At 66.8% G+C, this 14,401-nt stretch carries 15 protein-coding genes and 1 tRNA gene; 13 read left to right on the top strand and 3 right to left on the bottom strand.

Going from position 1 to position 14,401, the window contains the following annotated elements; all coding sequences use genetic code 11:
- Nucleotides 1-92 precede the first annotated feature (92 nt).
- Entirely contained in the window at nt 93-278 is a 186-nt protein-coding gene (locus EOA23_RS22740) for a hypothetical protein (RefSeq protein WP_127305797.1), read from the bottom strand.
- A gap of 127 nt (nt 279-405) precedes the next feature.
- Between EOA23_RS22740 and rsmI the strand changes: the two genes are divergently transcribed.
- Both rsmI and EOA23_RS22730 read left to right on the top strand, forming a co-directional pair.
- Nucleotides 406-1,329 carry a 16S rRNA (cytidine(1402)-2'-O)-methyltransferase gene (rsmI, locus tag EOA23_RS22735; protein ID WP_127305796.1) on the top strand — a complete coding sequence of 308 codons (924 nt, stop codon included), beginning with the start codon at nt 406-408 and terminating at the stop codon, nt 1,327-1,329.
- Nucleotides 1,330-1,380: 51 nt separating this feature from the next.
- Complete coding sequence (locus EOA23_RS22730) at nt 1,381-1,758, top strand: YraN family protein (protein ID WP_127305795.1); 378 nt, start codon at nt 1,381-1,383, stop codon at nt 1,756-1,758.
- A 248-nt stretch (nt 1,759-2,006) separates the two neighbouring features.
- On the opposite strand, the gene EOA23_RS22725 is transcribed toward EOA23_RS22730, so the two are convergent.
- The gene (locus EOA23_RS22725) at nt 2,007-2,813 is read right to left on the bottom strand and encodes an undecaprenyl-diphosphate phosphatase (RefSeq protein WP_127305794.1); all 807 of its coding nucleotides are present in this window, start codon (nt 2,811-2,813) and stop codon (nt 2,007-2,009) included.
- A gap of 159 nt (nt 2,814-2,972) precedes the next feature.
- Here EOA23_RS22725 and EOA23_RS22720 point away from each other — a divergent pair, with 159 nt between their 5' ends.
- The 11 genes from EOA23_RS22720 to EOA23_RS22670 all read left to right on the top strand — a co-directional run bounded on the left by EOA23_RS22720 (nt 2,973) and on the right by EOA23_RS22670 (nt 13,924).
- Nucleotides 2,973-3,665, top strand: coding sequence for a glutathione S-transferase family protein (locus tag EOA23_RS22720; RefSeq protein WP_042645260.1), 693 nt, complete (start codon nt 2,973-2,975; stop codon nt 3,663-3,665).
- Nucleotides 3,646-4,797, top strand: coding sequence for a tRNA epoxyqueuosine(34) reductase QueG (gene queG / locus EOA23_RS22715; RefSeq protein ID WP_127305793.1), 1,152 nt, complete (start codon nt 3,646-3,648; stop codon nt 4,795-4,797). The genes EOA23_RS22720 and queG overlap by 20 nt, the downstream gene beginning before the upstream one ends.
- Nucleotides 4,794-5,696: an SDR family oxidoreductase gene (locus EOA23_RS22710; protein ID WP_127305792.1), complete on the top strand. Its 903-nt coding sequence runs from the start codon at nt 4,794-4,796 to the stop codon at nt 5,694-5,696. Before queG ends, EOA23_RS22710 begins: the two co-directional genes overlap by 4 nt.
- 82 nt (nt 5,697-5,778) lie before the next feature.
- The gene (gene mepA, locus EOA23_RS22705; RefSeq protein WP_127305791.1) at nt 5,779-6,861 is read left to right on the top strand and encodes a penicillin-insensitive murein endopeptidase; all 1,083 of its coding nucleotides are present in this window, start codon (nt 5,779-5,781) and stop codon (nt 6,859-6,861) included.
- 89 nt (nt 6,862-6,950) lie between these two features.
- Nucleotides 6,951-7,970: a glucokinase gene (locus tag EOA23_RS22700; protein WP_127305790.1), complete on the top strand. Its 1,020-nt coding sequence runs from the start codon at nt 6,951-6,953 to the stop codon at nt 7,968-7,970.
- Between the two features lie 131 nt (nt 7,971-8,101).
- The gene (locus EOA23_RS22695) at nt 8,102-9,961 is read left to right on the top strand and encodes an ABC transporter ATP-binding protein (RefSeq protein ID WP_127305789.1); all 1,860 of its coding nucleotides are present in this window, start codon (nt 8,102-8,104) and stop codon (nt 9,959-9,961) included.
- A complete protein-coding gene (dapB, locus tag EOA23_RS22690) occupies nt 9,958-10,779 on the top strand; it encodes a 4-hydroxy-tetrahydrodipicolinate reductase (protein WP_127305788.1) in 822 nt (273 codons plus the stop codon). The genes EOA23_RS22695 and dapB overlap by 4 nt, the downstream gene beginning before the upstream one ends.
- A gap of 30 nt (nt 10,780-10,809) precedes the next feature.
- Nucleotides 10,810-11,430, top strand: coding sequence for a 2,3-bisphosphoglycerate-dependent phosphoglycerate mutase (locus tag EOA23_RS22685; RefSeq protein WP_127305787.1), 621 nt, complete (start codon nt 10,810-10,812; stop codon nt 11,428-11,430).
- An 80-nt stretch (nt 11,431-11,510) separates the two neighbouring features.
- A tRNA-Leu gene (locus EOA23_RS22680) sits at nt 11,511-11,595 on the top strand.
- A gap of 325 nt (nt 11,596-11,920) precedes the next feature.
- Nucleotides 11,921-13,591, top strand: a complete 1,671-nt coding sequence (locus EOA23_RS22675) for a cyclic nucleotide-binding domain-containing thioredoxin-disulfide reductase (RefSeq protein WP_127305786.1) — start codon at nt 11,921-11,923, stop codon at nt 13,589-13,591.
- A 27-nt stretch (nt 13,592-13,618) separates the two neighbouring features.
- A complete protein-coding gene (locus EOA23_RS22670) occupies nt 13,619-13,924 on the top strand; it encodes a UBP-type zinc finger domain-containing protein (protein ID WP_126063528.1) in 306 nt (101 codons plus the stop codon).
- A 23-nt stretch (nt 13,925-13,947) separates the two neighbouring features.
- Here the strand turns inward: EOA23_RS22670 and EOA23_RS22665 are convergent, their stop codons facing one another.
- Nucleotides 13,948-14,127 carry a hypothetical protein gene (locus tag EOA23_RS22665; RefSeq protein WP_189341673.1) on the bottom strand — a complete coding sequence of 60 codons (180 nt, stop codon included), beginning with the start codon at nt 14,125-14,127 and terminating at the stop codon, nt 13,948-13,950.
- Between the last annotated feature and the right edge of the window lie 274 nt (nt 14,128-14,401).

Here is a 14,401-nt window from a genome sequence, read left to right as displayed (position 1 = left end):
GGCATGGATTCCAGGGTCTGCGCGCGTCGCTTCGCTCCTTGCTCCGCCCTGGAATGACGAAGCGGGAGCGGCCTGCGCTCACTTACAACGCTCTAGGCATCATGCTTCTGGCGGTGCTTGCTGCGCTGCTTCTCGCCATGCGCCTCGTCGCGGGCCTGCTTCTGCTCGCTCTTGTCGCGGCGGACGCCGCTCTGGGCGGCGATGGGGTGTGGAGGGATGCCCTCGCGGGCGGTCTTGCTTTCAAGTCGGCTGATGAAGATGTCGAAGCGATTGGGCATCGTCCGGTCCTGCCTCCTCCCGGGGAATCAGGGGTTAAATTCGCCGCTGTGGGTTTCGTTCCGCACTGTGGCAAAGGCATGGCGATTTCGTTGACCCGACCTCACGTTTTGCAACGAGGCGCCAGCCATGCCAAACAAGGCCGGTTATGAGGGGCAACCGGTGACCGGCGACAGAAGCAGCTATCTGATCGGACAGACCGAGATCGCGGCGCGGCCGCTCACGCCGGCGCTCTATCTGGTGGCCACGCCGATCGGCAATCTGGCCGACATCACGCTGCGCGCGCTGGAGACGCTGGCCGCCGCCGACATCGTCGCCTGCGAGGACACGCGCGTCTCGCGCGTGCTGCTCGAGCGCTACGGCATCCGCCGCCGCACCACCGCCTATCACGAGCACAATGCGCAGGAGGCCGGGCCGAAGCTGATCGAGGCGCTGGCGGCCGGGCAAAGCGTGGCGCTGATCTCCGACGCCGGCACGCCCCTGGTCTCCGATCCCGGCTATCGGCTGGTCGGCGAGGCGCTGGAGCGCGGCATCCGCGTGGTGCCGATCCCAGGGCCTTCAGCCGCGCTCGCCGCGCTGACCGCCTCGGGCCTCCCCTCCGACGCCTTCCTGTTCGCAGGGTTCCTGCCCGTGAAGACCGGGCAGCGGCTGGCCAAGCTCGAAACCTTCAAGGCGGTGCCGGCAACGCTGATCTTCTTCGAGTCGCCCCGACGGCTGGCCGAGACGCTTGGCGCCATGGTGGAAGTGCTGGGGGGCGCGCGCAAAGCCGCGATCGGCCGCGAGCTGACCAAGGCCTTCGAGGAGATGCGCACCGGCACGCTGGCCGAGCTGTCCGGCCACTATGCCGCCGCCGACACGCCAAAGGGCGAGATCGTCGTCTGCGTCGGCCCGCCCGAAGCAGCGGAAGAGCAGCCGGCCGACATCGACCGGCTGCTTCTGTCTCTCGCGGCCGAAATGCCGGCTTCGAAGGCGGCATCGGAAGCGGCGAAGATGACCGGCGGCCAGAAACAGGCGCTCTACCGGCGGCTCTTGGAGCTCAAGGACGGACCATGATCCCGAAAAGCGAAAGCCGGTTTTTGGATAGGATCATGGTCGGGCAAAGAAATGGCTGAACGCACGGTCGTCCATCGCCGCAAGGCCTATCGGCGCGGCCATCGCGGCGAATGGCTGGCGGCGCTGGCGCTGATGCTGAAAGGCTATCGCATCCTTGCCCGCCGCCACCGCACCAGGCTCGGCGAGATCGACCTGATCGCCCGGCGCGGCGATCTCGTGCTGTTCGTCGAGGTCAAGGCGCGGCGGACATTGATCGAGGCGATGGAAGCGATCGGCCACGAATCGGAGCGGCGCATCGAGAGCGCGGCGGATTTGTGGTTGTCGCGCCAGCCGGATTACGGGAGGCTTTCGATGCGTTTCGACATGGTGGCGGTGCTGCCCTGGCGCTGGCCGGTGCATGTCGAGAACGCGTTTTATGGAAGGAATTAGGCCATTCCTTCGTCATCCTAGGGTGGAGCAGTCGCGAAGCGACGCGGAAACCCTAGGATCCATGCCGTGACCTAGACGCGCTGCCACCGTGCAGAATCTGGATAAAAAAGCGTCGCGCCCGACGAAGCTATTCGCGACCGCCGCGTTCTACGGTCTGCGTCACGGCATGGATCCTTGGGTCTTCGCGCGTCGCTTCGCTCCTTGCTCCGCCCGTGGATGACGAAGGCGCGGATGCAAGGCCACGCTCTTCACCCCCAAACCATCAGCGCCGCCAGCCCCGCTATCCCCACCAGCAGCCGCCACCAGCCGAACAGCGCGTAGCCGTTCTTCGAGACGTAATCGAGCAGGAAGCGCACGACGATCAGCGCGGCGACGAAGGCGGCGATGAAGCCGACGGAAATGATCGGCAGGTCGGCCGAAGTCAGCACGTTGCGGTTCTTGAAGAGGTCGAAGGCGAAGGCGCCGACCATGGTGGGCATGGCGAGGAAGAAGGAGAATTCCGCCGCCGCGCGCTTGTCGACCCCCATCAGCAGCGCGCCGACGATGGTCGAGCCGGAACGCGACGTGCCCGGGATCAGCGACAGGCACTGGAACAGGCCGATCTTGAGATAGACGCTCAACGGGAAGCGCTCGACGTCGTGATGCACCGGCTTGAAGTTGATGCGGTCGACGACGAGCAGCACCACGCCGCCAATGATCAGCATGCTGCAGATCAGTTTTGGCGATTCGAACAGATAGTTTTTGATGAAGTCATGACCCACCGCGCCGATGACCGCCGCCGGCAGGAAGGCAATGAGGATGCCGATGACGAAATGCCTGGTCTGCGGGTCGCTGGGCAGCTTGATCAGCATCTGCCAGAGCTTGCCGAAATAGACGCTGAGGATCGCCAGGATGGCGCCGAGCTGGATCAGGATCTCGAAGGCCTTGCCGGTGGAGTGGAAGCCAAGGAAATGGCCGGCAAGCAGGATGTGGCCGGTCGAGGACACCGGGATGAACTCGGTCAGGCCCTCCAAAACCCCAAGCAGCAGCGCTTCGACGATGGTCTGGCTTTCCATGGCAACCTCAGGATTTCGGGGATAGCTGGGACAACGGCTTGCTTGTCACGGCGCGGAAGTCCCCCTATAGGTCGCAACACCGTGACGGCCGCATGACGGGCCGCCAAGACTTACCGGTGCAGGTATCGATTCGCCAGTGCGCCCTATCATCGCGGAACCATGCTGACGCTTTTCCATCATCCCATGTTCGCCACCTGCCGGTTCGTGCGCCTCGCCTTTGGCGAGTATGGCGAGGAGCTGGCGCTGATCGAGGAAAAGCCGTGGACGCGGCGCAAGGAGTTCCTGGCACTGAACCCGGCCGGCACGCTGCCGATCCTGCTCGCCGAAGGCGATGTGCCGATCGTCGGCGCCATGGTGATCGCCGAATATCTCGACGAGACGCGCGGCGTCTTGAAACGCGACAAAAGGCTGTTCGCCGAGGACCCGATGCAGCGCGCCGAAATCCGCCGGCTGACCGACTGGTATCTGGCGAAGGCCGAAAGTGAGGTCACCCGCCACCTGGTGCGCGAGCGCGTGCTGAAGCCGGTGATGCCGGAAACCGCCGGCGGCGGCTCGCCCGATTCGGCGGCGATCCGGGCGGCGCGCGCCAACATCCGCCAGCACATGAAATATACCAATTGGCTGGCCGGCACGCGCCATTGGCTGGCCGGCAACAAGGTGACCTATGCCGACCTCGCGGCGGCGGCTACGCTGTCGGTGCTCGATTATCTCGGCGAGATCGACTGGCGCGAACACAGCGCCGCGCGCGAATGGTACACGCGGGTGAAATCGCGGCCGTCGTTCCGGCCGCTGCTCTCCGACCGGGTGCGCGGCCTGTCGCCGGTATCGCATTATGCGGACCTCGACTTCTGAAAGCTTACGCGCGCTGATCGACGCGGAGGCGCGCCGCGCCGGCTTCGAGGCGGTCGCCGTGACCCGGCCGGACGCGATTCCGCTGGCGCCCGCACGCTTGGCCGAATTCGTCGCCGACGGTTTCCACGGCTCGATGGACTGGATCGCCGAGACGCTTCAACGCCGCGCCGAGCCCTCGACATTGTGGCCGGAGGTGCGCTCGATCATCGTGCTGGCGATGAACTACGGCCCCGACCGCGACCCGCGCGATATCCTCCAAAAACCCGACCGCGGCGCGATCTCGATCTATGCGCAGAACCGCGACTATCACGACGTGATGAAGGGCCGGCTGAAGGAGATCGCCGGCAAGATCGTGGCGCGCGCCGGCGGCGACGTGAAGGTGTTCGTCGATACGGCGCCGGTCATGGAAAAGCCGTTGGCGGAGGCCGCCGGGCTCGGATGGCAGGGCAAGCACACTAACCTGGTCAGCCGCGCGCATGGCTCGTGGCTGTTCCTCGGCACGATCTTCACCACGGCGGAGCTTAAGCCGGACCAGGCAGAGATCGACCATTGCGGCTCCTGCCGCGCCTGCCTCGACGCCTGCCCGACCGATGCGTTTCCGGCGCCCTACCGGCTCGATGCGCGGCGCTGCATCTCCTACCTCACCATCGAGAACAAGGGGCCGATCCCGCGCGAGTTCCGCGAAAGGATGGGCAACCGCATCTATGGCTGCGACGACTGCCTGGCGGCCTGCCCGTGGAACAAGTTCGCAAGCGCCGCATCCGAAGCGAAGCTTGTCGCGCGCGCGGATTTGCGCGAGCCGCCGCTGTCGGAGCTGCTCGCCCTCGACGACGCGGCATTTCGCGCGTTCTTCTCGGGCTCGCCGGTCAAGCGCATCGGCCGCGACCGTTTTGTCCGCAACGTGCTGATCGCCGCCGGCAATTCGGGCGACGCTTCGCTTGTACCTGGCGTGCGTGGCCTGCTCGACGACGCCTTGCCGCTGGTGCGGGGTGCGGCAATCTGGGCCCTGTCGCGGCTGCTCTCCGATCGCGAATTTGGCGAGCTTGCCGCCATCGCCTCGAAGACCGAGCCCGATGCGGCGGTCCGTGAGGAGTGGCTGGCGGGCTTGGCATCCGCAGAGGTTCATCGATGAGCGAAAGACGATTCTTCATCTTCGGCGCCGGCTATTCCGGCAAGGCTTTCGCGCGGGCCAACGCCCAACATGCGCCGCTCTTCGGCACGACCCGGGCACCGGAAAAGTTCGAGGCGCTGCGATCGGCCGGCATCGAGCCGCTGCAATTCGACGGCGCGCTGTCGCCCGAGCTCAGCGACGCGCTCGTCAAAACGACGCATCTCATCGTCTCGGTCGCTCCCGACGAGGCCGGCGATCCGGTGCTCAACGCCGCGGGCGATGCGCTCAAGGAAAAAATGCCGGCGCTGGAATGGATCGGCTATCTCTCCACCGTCGGCGTCTATGGCGACCATGACGGCGCCTGGGTGGACGAGACCAGCGCCTGCCGGCCGGTGTCGAAGCGCTCGGTGATGCGGGTGGCGGCCGAACAGGAATGGCTGAAGCTCGGCCGCGAGATCGGAAAGCCGGTGGCGGTGCTGCGGCTTTCCGGAATCTACGGGCCCGGCCGCAACGCGCTGGCCAATCTCGAGGAGGGCACGGCGCGGCGGCTGGTCAAGCCGGGGCAGGTGTTCAACCGCATTCATTGCGACGACATCGCCGGCGCGCTCTGGCACCTCGCCGATAACAATCTCGGCGGCATTTTCAACGTCACCGACGACGAGCCGGCGCCGCCGCAGGATGTCGTGGCCTACGCCGCCGGGCTGATGGGCGTCGAGCCGCCGCCGGAAATTCCCTTCGAGACCGCCCAACTTTCGCCCATGGCGCGGTCTTTCTATGGCGAGAACAAGCGTGTCGCCAACAAGGCGATCAAGGCGGCCGGCTATCGCTTCCGGTTCCCGAACTACCGGGTGGCGCTGGAGCGGATGTGGTCCGAGGGCAACTGGCGGGACGGGGCGCCGCGCAGCCCGATGAGGCGCTGAAGATCGATGCGGGACGCGCGGCGTGGTATGATTCGTTCCTGACCGTGCCGCAAACCGATAGACTGGAGAGGGATCCGGCCTGATGAATTTGCGATCGCTGCCCGATAGGAAGCCGTTCCTGACCGCCGCGCTGGCGCTGGTGACCCTGGCCGCGCTGGCGGCGGCGGCGATTTCGGCCGAACCGCGCGCCAAGGACCTGTTCGGCGCCAAGAAATTGCCGGCGGTGGTGCCCGCCCAATCCTTCGGCTTCTACTCCAAAGGCTGCTTCGCCGGCGGCGTCGCCCTGCCGATGGAAGGCCCGACCTGGGAAGTGATGCGCCCCTCGCGCAACCGCCGCTGGGGCCATCCGGCCATGATCGCGCTGATCGAGAAACTGTCGCGCGACGCGGCAGCCGATGGCTGGCCGGGGCTTCTGGTCGGCGACGTCTCGCAACCGCGCGGCGGACCGATGATGACCGGCCATGCCTCGCACCAGATCGGGCTCGACGCCGACATCTGGCTGACGCCGATGCCGAAGCGGTCGCTCACCATCGCCCAGCGCGAATCGATGAGCGCCACGCTGATGGTCGACGAGAAGACGCATCTGGTGAAGGACGCGCTGTGGACGCCGGCGCATACGCGGCTCTTGAAGCGCGCCGCGAGCTATCCGGAAGTCGAGCGCATCCTGGTCAATCCCGGCATCAAGAAGAAGCTCTGCGACACCGTCACCGGCGACCGCTCGTGGCTGCGCAAGATCCGGCCGTTCTGGGGTCATGACTATCACTTCCATATGCGCATCGGCTGCCAGCCGGGCTCGCCCGGTTGCAAGGGGCAGGAGGCGACGCCCGCGGATGACGGCTGCGGCAAGCCGCTGGCCTGGTGGTTCACCGCGGAGCCGTGGCGGCCCAACAAGAATCCCGATGCGCCCAAGGCCCGCGACCTGATGACGATGGCCAATCTGCCGAAAGAGTGCCAAGCGGTGCTCGCCGCGACGGATGCGCCGTCACTGGCGGCCGTGACCTATCAGGGCGGCAGCGCCGCCGCCGTGGCCGTGGCCGAACCGCAGCCGACCGAGCCGGCGGAGACGATCTCCAGCGGCAATGCCGCGATGCCGACGGCCGCAAGCGCTTTCGCGCCGACGCCGAAGATCGGCATTCCGCTGCCAAGGCCCAGACCGGGAAACTGACACCGAAGCGGGCTTCCCCTTTCCGGGGTCATGCGCTAGTCAATCGATTGAAACGGCGCAGTGGCGCCGCAACGAGGACGATCACGAGCATGGCAGGCGAAGACGAGAAGGGGCTGCGGTTTCCGGTCCTGATCGGCGACATTGGCGGCACCAATGCGCGCTTCTCGATCGTGCTCGACGCCAATTCCGAAGCGACCGAGCCCCAGATCGTCCAGACGGCGAATTTCAAGACCATCGACGACGCGATCCAGGCGGCGGTGCTCGACCGCTCGTCCATCCAGCCGAACTCGGCGGTGCTGGCGATCGCCGGGCCGGTCGACGGCGACGAGATTCCGCTCACCAACTGCCCCTGGGTCGTGAAACCCCGGCAGATGATCGCCAATCTAGGCCTGAGCGAGGTCGTGGTGCTCAACGATTTCGAGGCGCAGGCGCTGGCCGTCGTGGCGCTCGGCGAAGAGCATATGGAAAAGATCGGCGGCGGCACGCCGGAACCCAATGCGAGCCGCGTCGTGCTCGGCCCCGGAACCGGGCTGGGCGTCGCCGGGCTGATCTACGCGCTCGACCACTGGATCCCGGTGCCGGGCGAGGGCGGGCATATGGATATCGGCCCGCGCACGCCGCGCGACTTCCAGGTGTTCCCGAACATCGACAAGCTCGAAGGCCGCATCTCCGGCGAGCAGATCCTGTGTGGGCGCGGACTGGTCAACGTCTATCGCGCCGTGGCCAAGGCCGATGCCAAGCAGGCGCCCTTCACCACTCCGGCCGAGATCACCGCGGCGGCGCTTGCGAAATCCGACCCGGTCGCCGAGGAGGCGCTGGCGCTGTTCGTCACCTGCCTCGGCCGAACCGCCGGCGACCTGGCGCTGGTGTTCATGGGCCGCGGCGGTGTGTTCCTGACCGGCGGCATCGCCCAGAAGATCGTGCCGGCGCTGAAGCAAGGCAATTTCCGCGCCGCCTTCGAGGACAAGGCGCCGCACAGCGCGCTGATGCACGAAATGCCGGTCTATGTCATCACTCATCCGCTGGCGGCGCTGCTCGGGCTTGCGGCCTATGCCAGGACGCCGTCGCTGTTCGGCGTCAACACGGCGGGGCGGCACTGGTGCTCCTGATCGCGCCCGGATTCGGGCTGGCGATCGGCCGGCGCGACGAAGTTTCGCCATAGGCAAGCCGTAGCCGGGGCGCTAAGAGGGGTGCCGAGAGGCAGCCCTGCCCCGACGAAAACCCACGAAGCGCCTTTGATTTGACCGTTCAAACTTCCCTCAAACTGAAAGTCCAGCCCACCGAGGTCAGCGCGGTGCTGCGCCGCATCCTGGCCGAAAACGGCAGGGAATACCGCTGGACCTATGTTGTTGCCGTCGCCTGCCTGCTGATTGTTTCGGGCACCACCGCCTTCACGGCGTGGATCATGGCGCCGATGATCAACCAGATCTTCTACGAACGGCGCAGCGACATGATCGTCTGGATCTGCGCCGGTTTCATGGGCGCCTCCGTGCTGCGCGGCTTCGCCGGCTACGGCCAGGCGGTGGCGCTGGCCAGGATCGGCAACAACCTGGTCGCCCGCTACCAGAAGCGCAGCTTCGACCATCTGATGAAGCTCGGCGTCGACTTCTTCAACGAGACCCGTTCCGGCCGGCTGGCGGCTCAGGTGAACGAGAATGTCGGCGGCATCCGCGATCTCCTGTCGCTGACGCTGACCTCCATCAGCCGCGACGCGGTCTCGCTCGTCGCCCTCGTCGGCGTGATGATCTACCAGGATCCGGTGCTGTCGCTCAGCTCGCTGCTGATCGGACCGCCGCTGATCTGGGCCGTCGTCTACATCACCCGCCGCCTGCGCAAGATCAACCGCGAATCCGTGCTGATCAACTCGCGGCTGAACGGGTCTGTCCAGGAGGCCACGCAAGGCATCGCCATCGTCAAGGCCTTCACCCTGGAGGACGAGCTGGCGCGCCGCATCGGCATCATGGCCGACACGGCCGAGCAGCGTAACAACAAGATCGCCCGCGTCGCGGAGCGGCTGTCGCCGATTTCCGAGATCCTGGGCGGCCTCGCCGTCACCGCCGTGCTTGCCTATTCCGGCTATCGGGCGCTGGTGCTCGGGCAGCCGCCGGGCGCGGTGTTCTCCTTCATCACCGCGCTGATCCTGGCCTACGACCCGGCGCGGCGCCTGGCGCGCACGCAGGTCGGCATGGAACGCGCGCTGGTCAACGCGCGCATGATCTACGAGCTGCTCGACCTCGAGCCGAAGCAGGGCGACGCCCCCGACGCGGTCGAGGCGAAGATCACCACAGGCGAGGTGCGTTTCAACAATGTGACGTTCGGCTACAACGCCGACATGCCGGTGCTGCGGGACCTGAGCTTCACCGCCGCGGCCGGCAAGGTGACGGCCATCGTCGGCGCGTCGGGCGCCGGCAAGTCGACGCTGGTGGCGCTGCTGCAGCGCTTCTACGACGTAGACAAGGGCTCGATCGAGGTCGACGGCCAGGACGTCGCCAAGGTCACCAAGCATTCGCTGCGCCAATCGATCGCCTATGTGGCGCAGGCGCCCTACCTGTTCGAGGGCACGATCCGCGACAACATTCGCTTCGGCCGGCTGTCGGCGACCGACGCCGAGATCGAGCAGGCGGCGAAACTGGCGGCGGCCGACGAGTTCATCCGCCAGCAGCCGCAAGGCTACGACACGCCGGTCGGCGAAGGCGGCTCGACGCTGTCCGGCGGCCAGCGGCAGCGCGTCTCGATCGCGCGCGCCATCGTTCGCCAGGCGCCGATCCTGCTGCTCGACGAGGCGACCTCGGCGCTCGACAACGAGGCCGAGGCGCGCGTCCAGGAGGCGCTGACCCACGTCATGGAAGGGCGCACGACGATCGTGATCGCGCACCGGCTGTCGACGGTGGTCAATGCCGACCATATCATCGTGCTGGAAGAGGGCAGGTTGGTCGAGGAAGGCACGCATGCGACGCTGATGGCCGACCCGCACGGCATCTATGCCCGTTTCCACCGGATCCAGGGCAAGAAGGGGCTGGGGCTTGTCGACGACGCCAAGGCAAGCCAAACTCCGGCGCCGCGCAGCCGCGCCAAGAAGACCGTCAGGAGAAGCGCATGAGCGAAGCCGGCGATATGGGCCTGGTCGTGGTGGGCGCCGCGGGCCGCATGGGCCAGACGCTTATCCGCGCCATCCACACCATGCCCGGCGCGCGCGTCGCCGCCGCGGTCGAGCGGCCGGACTCCCCCCATCTCGGCAAGGATGCCGGCGAGCTTGCCGGCATCGGCATCATCAACGTGCCGATCGTCGACGATCCGCTGCCGGCCTTCGCCAAGGCCGACGGCGTGCTCGATTTCACGGCGCCGGCGGCGAGCGTCGAATTCGCCGGCTATGCCGCGCAGGCGCGCATCGTCCATGTCATCGGCACCACCGGCTGCTCGGCCGAGGACAATGCCAGGATCGCCGCCGCCGCGCGCCATGCGACGATCGTCAAATCCGGCAATATGAGCCTCGGCGTCAATCTTCTGGCGGTGCTGGTCGAGCAGGCCGCGAAGGCCCTCGACCCGGAGGATTTCGACATCGAGATCCTGGAAATGCACCACCGCCACAAGGTCGACGCGCCGTCCGGCACGGCGCTGCTGCTCGGCGAGGCGGCGGCCACGGGGCGCGGCATCGATCTCGCCGACAACAGCGTGCGGGTGCGCGACGGCCATACCGGCGTGCGCAAGGCGGGCTCGATCGGCTTCGCCACGCTGCGCGGCGGCTCCGTGGTCGGCGACCACAGCGTGATCCTTGCCGGCACCGGCGAGCGCATCACGCTGTCCCACCATGCCGAGGACCGGGCGATCTTCGCCCGCGGCGCCGTCAAGGCGGCGCTCTGGGCACGCGGCAAGAAACCCGGACTTTATTCCATGCGGGACGTGCTCGGCCTGAGCTAATCCCTATCCAAACATTCTATAGGAGCAAACATGTCGGGAACTCTCGTGCTCGTGCGCCACGGCCAGAGCGAATGGAACCTGAAGAACCTGTTCACCGGCTGGCGCGATGTCGACCTGACCGACCAGGGCACGGCGGAAGCGCTCGCGGCCGGCGAAAAGCTCAAGGCGCGCCGCCTGAAATTCGACATCGCCTATACGTCGGCGCTGAAGCGGGCGCAGAAGACCTGCCAGCACATCCTCGACGTGGTCGGCCAGAGCGAGCTCAAGACCATCCGCGACCAGGCGCTCAACGAGCGCGACTATGGTGATCTCTCCGGCCTCAACAAGGACGACGCGCGCAAGAAATGGGGCGAGGAGCAGGTGCATATCTGGCGCCGTTCCTACGACATCGCCCCGCCCGGCGGCGAAAGCCTGAAGGACACCGGCGCGCGCGTGTGGCCCTATTACCTGCACGAGGTGCAGCCGCATGTGTTGCGCGGCGAGACGGTGCTGGTGGCGGCGCACGGCAATTCGCTGCGCGCGCTGATCATGGCGCTGGACGGCAAGAGCGGCGAGGAGATCGTCAAGCTCGAGCTCGGCACCGGCGTGCCGGTGATCTACAAGCTCAACGCCGATTCCACCGTGGCGAAGAAGGAAGTGCTGGAGGGGTGAGGCCTTTAGGCCAGCCAGGGCGACCCACGAAAAAAGCGCGTTGACACATATCGTTTGCCCGCTTACATGAGCGCCCACCAGCCCAGATGGCGGAATTGGTAGACGCGCACGGTTCAGGTCCGTGTTCCGCAAGGAGTGGAGGTTCGAGTCCTCTTCTGGGCACCATCTCATCCCGACTGCCAACGGGATCGGCCTTATCCGCCAGCGATCACGACGTTCAAGATTAGCCTTTGACCTCGGAACTTCGTCATCCCAGGGCGGAGCAGGAGCGAAGCTCCGTCGCGGAGACCCTGGGATCCATTCCGTGACGTCGAGGCGTAGCGGGGCTCCAGAATTCTGCTCTGCTGCGTTCTCCGACAAAGGTCACGGCATGGATCCTCGGGTCAAGCCCGAGGATGACGACGCATAGGGTGCCGCCCCAACCTCCCCTTCCGGCCAGTCTCCCAACAAACCGCTTCAAACCCAGCAAGCGCTCCGCTACGGTCGCGCCATGGCCCCTTCCGTCAGCCCGACCATCGCCGCCCGGCGCGACCAGATGTTCCCGATCCTCTCGGATGCGGATATCGAGCGCATGCGGCGCTTCGGCGAGGCGCGCGCCTATGCCGCCGGCGATCATATCGTGACGGCCGGCACGGTTTCGCCAGGCCTGATCCTCATCCTGTCGGGCAAGGTCGACATCACCCAGGCCGGCGGGCTCGGCCGGCCTGAGCCGATCGTCACCCATGGCGCCGGCAATTTCATCGGCGAGCTGGCGCAGCTGTCGAACCGGCCGTCGCTGGTCAATGCCGAGGCCGTCGAGCCGGTCGAGGCGATCGTCATCCCCTCGCAGCGGCTGCGCGACCTGATGGTGCAGGAGGCCAATCTCGGCGAGCGCGTCATGCGGGCGCTGATCCTGCGCCGCGTCGGCCTGCTCGAAAGCGGCGCCAGCGGGCCGGTCGTCATCGGCCCTCCAGGCAATGGCGACGTGCTGCGGCTGCAAGGTTTTCTGCGGCGCAGCGGGTTGCCGCACCGGGCGCTCGATTCCGACACCGACCCTTGCGCGAAAACGCTGATCGAGCGGTTCCATGTCGATCCGCACCATCTGCCGATCGTGCTCTGCCCGAACGGCAAGCTGATGCACAATCCGGGCGAGAACGAGCTTGCCCGCTGCGTCGGCCTGCTGCGGCCGATCGATGCCGACAAGATCTATGACGTGGCGATCGTCGGCGCCGGGCCGGCGGGGCTGGCGGCGGCCGTCTATGCGGCTTCGGAAGGGCTGTCTACCATCGTGCTCGACTGCCGCGCCTTCGGCGGGCAGGCGGGCGCCTCGGCGCGGATCGAGAACTATCTCGGCTTCCCGACCGGGATCACCGGCATGGCGCTGATGGCGCGCGCCTATAACCAGGCGCAGAAATTCGGCGTCGAGATGGTCATCCCAGATGAGGCGAAGCTGCTCGACGACGCCGGCGACGGCGCCCGCTACAGGCTTGCCATCGGCGATGGCGAGAGCGTGCGCTCACGCGCGGTGGTGATCGCCAGCGGCGCGCGCTACCGCCGCCTCGATATCGCCAACCTGGCGCAGTTCGAGGGGACGTCGGTGCATTACTGGGCCTCGCCGATCGAGGCCAGGCTTTGCCAGAGCCAGGAGGTGGCGCTGGTCGGCGCCGGCAATTCGGCCGGACAGGCGGCCGTCTATCTGGCGAGCCAGGTGCGCAAGGTGACGCTGTTGGCGCGCCGCGACAGCCTTGATGCCACCATGTCGCGCTATCTGGTCGAGCGCATCAAGGCGCAGCCCAACATCGAGGTGCTGACGCAAACCGAAGTGACGGCGCTGGAAGGCCATGACGGCAATCTCGAGCGGCTGCGCTGGCGCAACCGGATAACCGGCGAGGAGACAGAGCGCGCCATCCACCACCTCTTCCTGTTCATCGGCGCCGACCCGAACACCGACTGGCTGGCCAACTGCAATGTGGCGCTGGATGCGAAGGGTTTCGTGCGGACCGGACCGGACACGACGCCGGGGCACGGGCTGATGGAGACGAGCCGCAGCGGCGTGTTCGCCATCGGCGACGTGCGCTGCGGCTCGACCAAGCGCGTCGCGGCCGCCGTCGGCGAAGGCGCGCAGGTGGTTGCGGCCCTGCATGCCTATCTGGCAGGTAACGGCGCCGCCGCCAACGAATAATCAGCCCGAACCGGCCAGGAGACCGTGATGGACGAATGCAGGCACACCAGGGACATCAAAAAGGTCACGCCGAGCGCGCTGGGCTGCGAGGAATGCCTGAAGAGCGGATCCTGGTGGGTGCATCTCAGGCTCTGCCGCACCTGCGGCCATGTCGGCTGCTGCGACGACTCGCCCAACCGCCACGCGACGAAACATTTCCACGCCACGCAGCATCCGATCATCGAAGGCTACGACCCGCCGGAAGGCTGGGCCTGGTGCTTTGTCGACGAGGTTTTCGTCGACCTCGAGGGCGATACGACGCCCCAGAACGGGCCGATACCACGCTTCGTCTGAGGTAAGCCCGCCGCCGGCGGTTCTCAGCGCACCGAGCCCGTCACGGTCGGATCGACGGGGTCCGGCACGGATTTGCGGTCGTTGCCGGCAAAAATGCCGATGAGGAGAAGGCTGAGGACGACCGGCACAAACAGGATGGCGACGCGGGCCTGCACGTAGAAAATAGCACGCCATTCGTTTCGCTTTTCGGGGCTGTCGTTCATCATGCTCGCTCTGTCTGCGCCACCCGGGGCCGGAGATAGAGACGAAGCGTTAAACATCTCCTTCCGATTCCGTTAACGGACGGATGATCAGCGTTAATCGCAGAGGGCAGCGCTGCCCCCGCTCCGTCTCGGCGCTGCGCGCCGATCCACCTCTCCCCCACTTTGTGGGGGCGAGGAAACGCCAATCGCCGAGCCAGCGCCCTTCGCGAGCCTGGGTTCCTCGCCCCGCCAGAGGCGGGGAGAGGTGGCTCGGCGAAGCCGAGACGGAGAGGGG

The organism is Mesorhizobium sp. M2A.F.Ca.ET.042.01.1.1 (genome assembly GCF_003997405.1).
Lineage (GTDB): Bacteria > Pseudomonadota > Alphaproteobacteria > Rhizobiales > Rhizobiaceae > Mesorhizobium.
Note: the sequence above shows the minus strand (reverse complement) of the source record. Positions and strands in the feature narration are given on the sequence as shown.

Coding starts and splice junctions, on each gene's coding strand:
- EOA23_RS22740 (WP_127305797.1), bottom strand. CDS start 278: ATGCCCAATCGCTTCGACATCTTCATCAGCCGACTTGAAAGCAAGACC.
- rsmI (WP_127305796.1), top strand. CDS start 406: ATGCCAAACAAGGCCGGTTATGAGGGGCAACCGGTGACCGGCGACAGA.
- EOA23_RS22730 (WP_127305795.1), top strand. CDS start 1,381: ATGGCTGAACGCACGGTCGTCCATCGCCGCAAGGCCTATCGGCGCGGC.
- EOA23_RS22725 (WP_127305794.1), bottom strand. CDS start 2,813: ATGGAAAGCCAGACCATCGTCGAAGCGCTGCTGCTTGGGGTTTTGGAG.
- EOA23_RS22720 (WP_042645260.1), top strand. CDS start 2,973: ATGCTGACGCTTTTCCATCATCCCATGTTCGCCACCTGCCGGTTCGTG.
- queG (WP_127305793.1), top strand. CDS start 3,646: ATGCGGACCTCGACTTCTGAAAGCTTACGCGCGCTGATCGACGCGGAG.
- EOA23_RS22710 (WP_127305792.1), top strand. CDS start 4,794: ATGAGCGAAAGACGATTCTTCATCTTCGGCGCCGGCTATTCCGGCAAG.
- mepA (WP_127305791.1), top strand. CDS start 5,779: ATGAATTTGCGATCGCTGCCCGATAGGAAGCCGTTCCTGACCGCCGCG.
- EOA23_RS22700 (WP_127305790.1), top strand. CDS start 6,951: ATGGCAGGCGAAGACGAGAAGGGGCTGCGGTTTCCGGTCCTGATCGGC.
- dapB (WP_127305788.1), top strand. CDS start 9,958: ATGAGCGAAGCCGGCGATATGGGCCTGGTCGTGGTGGGCGCCGCGGGC.
- EOA23_RS22685 (WP_127305787.1), top strand. CDS start 10,810: ATGTCGGGAACTCTCGTGCTCGTGCGCCACGGCCAGAGCGAATGGAAC.
- EOA23_RS22675 (WP_127305786.1), top strand. CDS start 11,921: ATGGCCCCTTCCGTCAGCCCGACCATCGCCGCCCGGCGCGACCAGATG.
- EOA23_RS22670 (WP_126063528.1), top strand. CDS start 13,619: ATGGACGAATGCAGGCACACCAGGGACATCAAAAAGGTCACGCCGAGC.
- EOA23_RS22665 (WP_189341673.1), bottom strand. CDS start 14,127: ATGAACGACAGCCCCGAAAAGCGAAACGAATGGCGTGCTATTTTCTAC.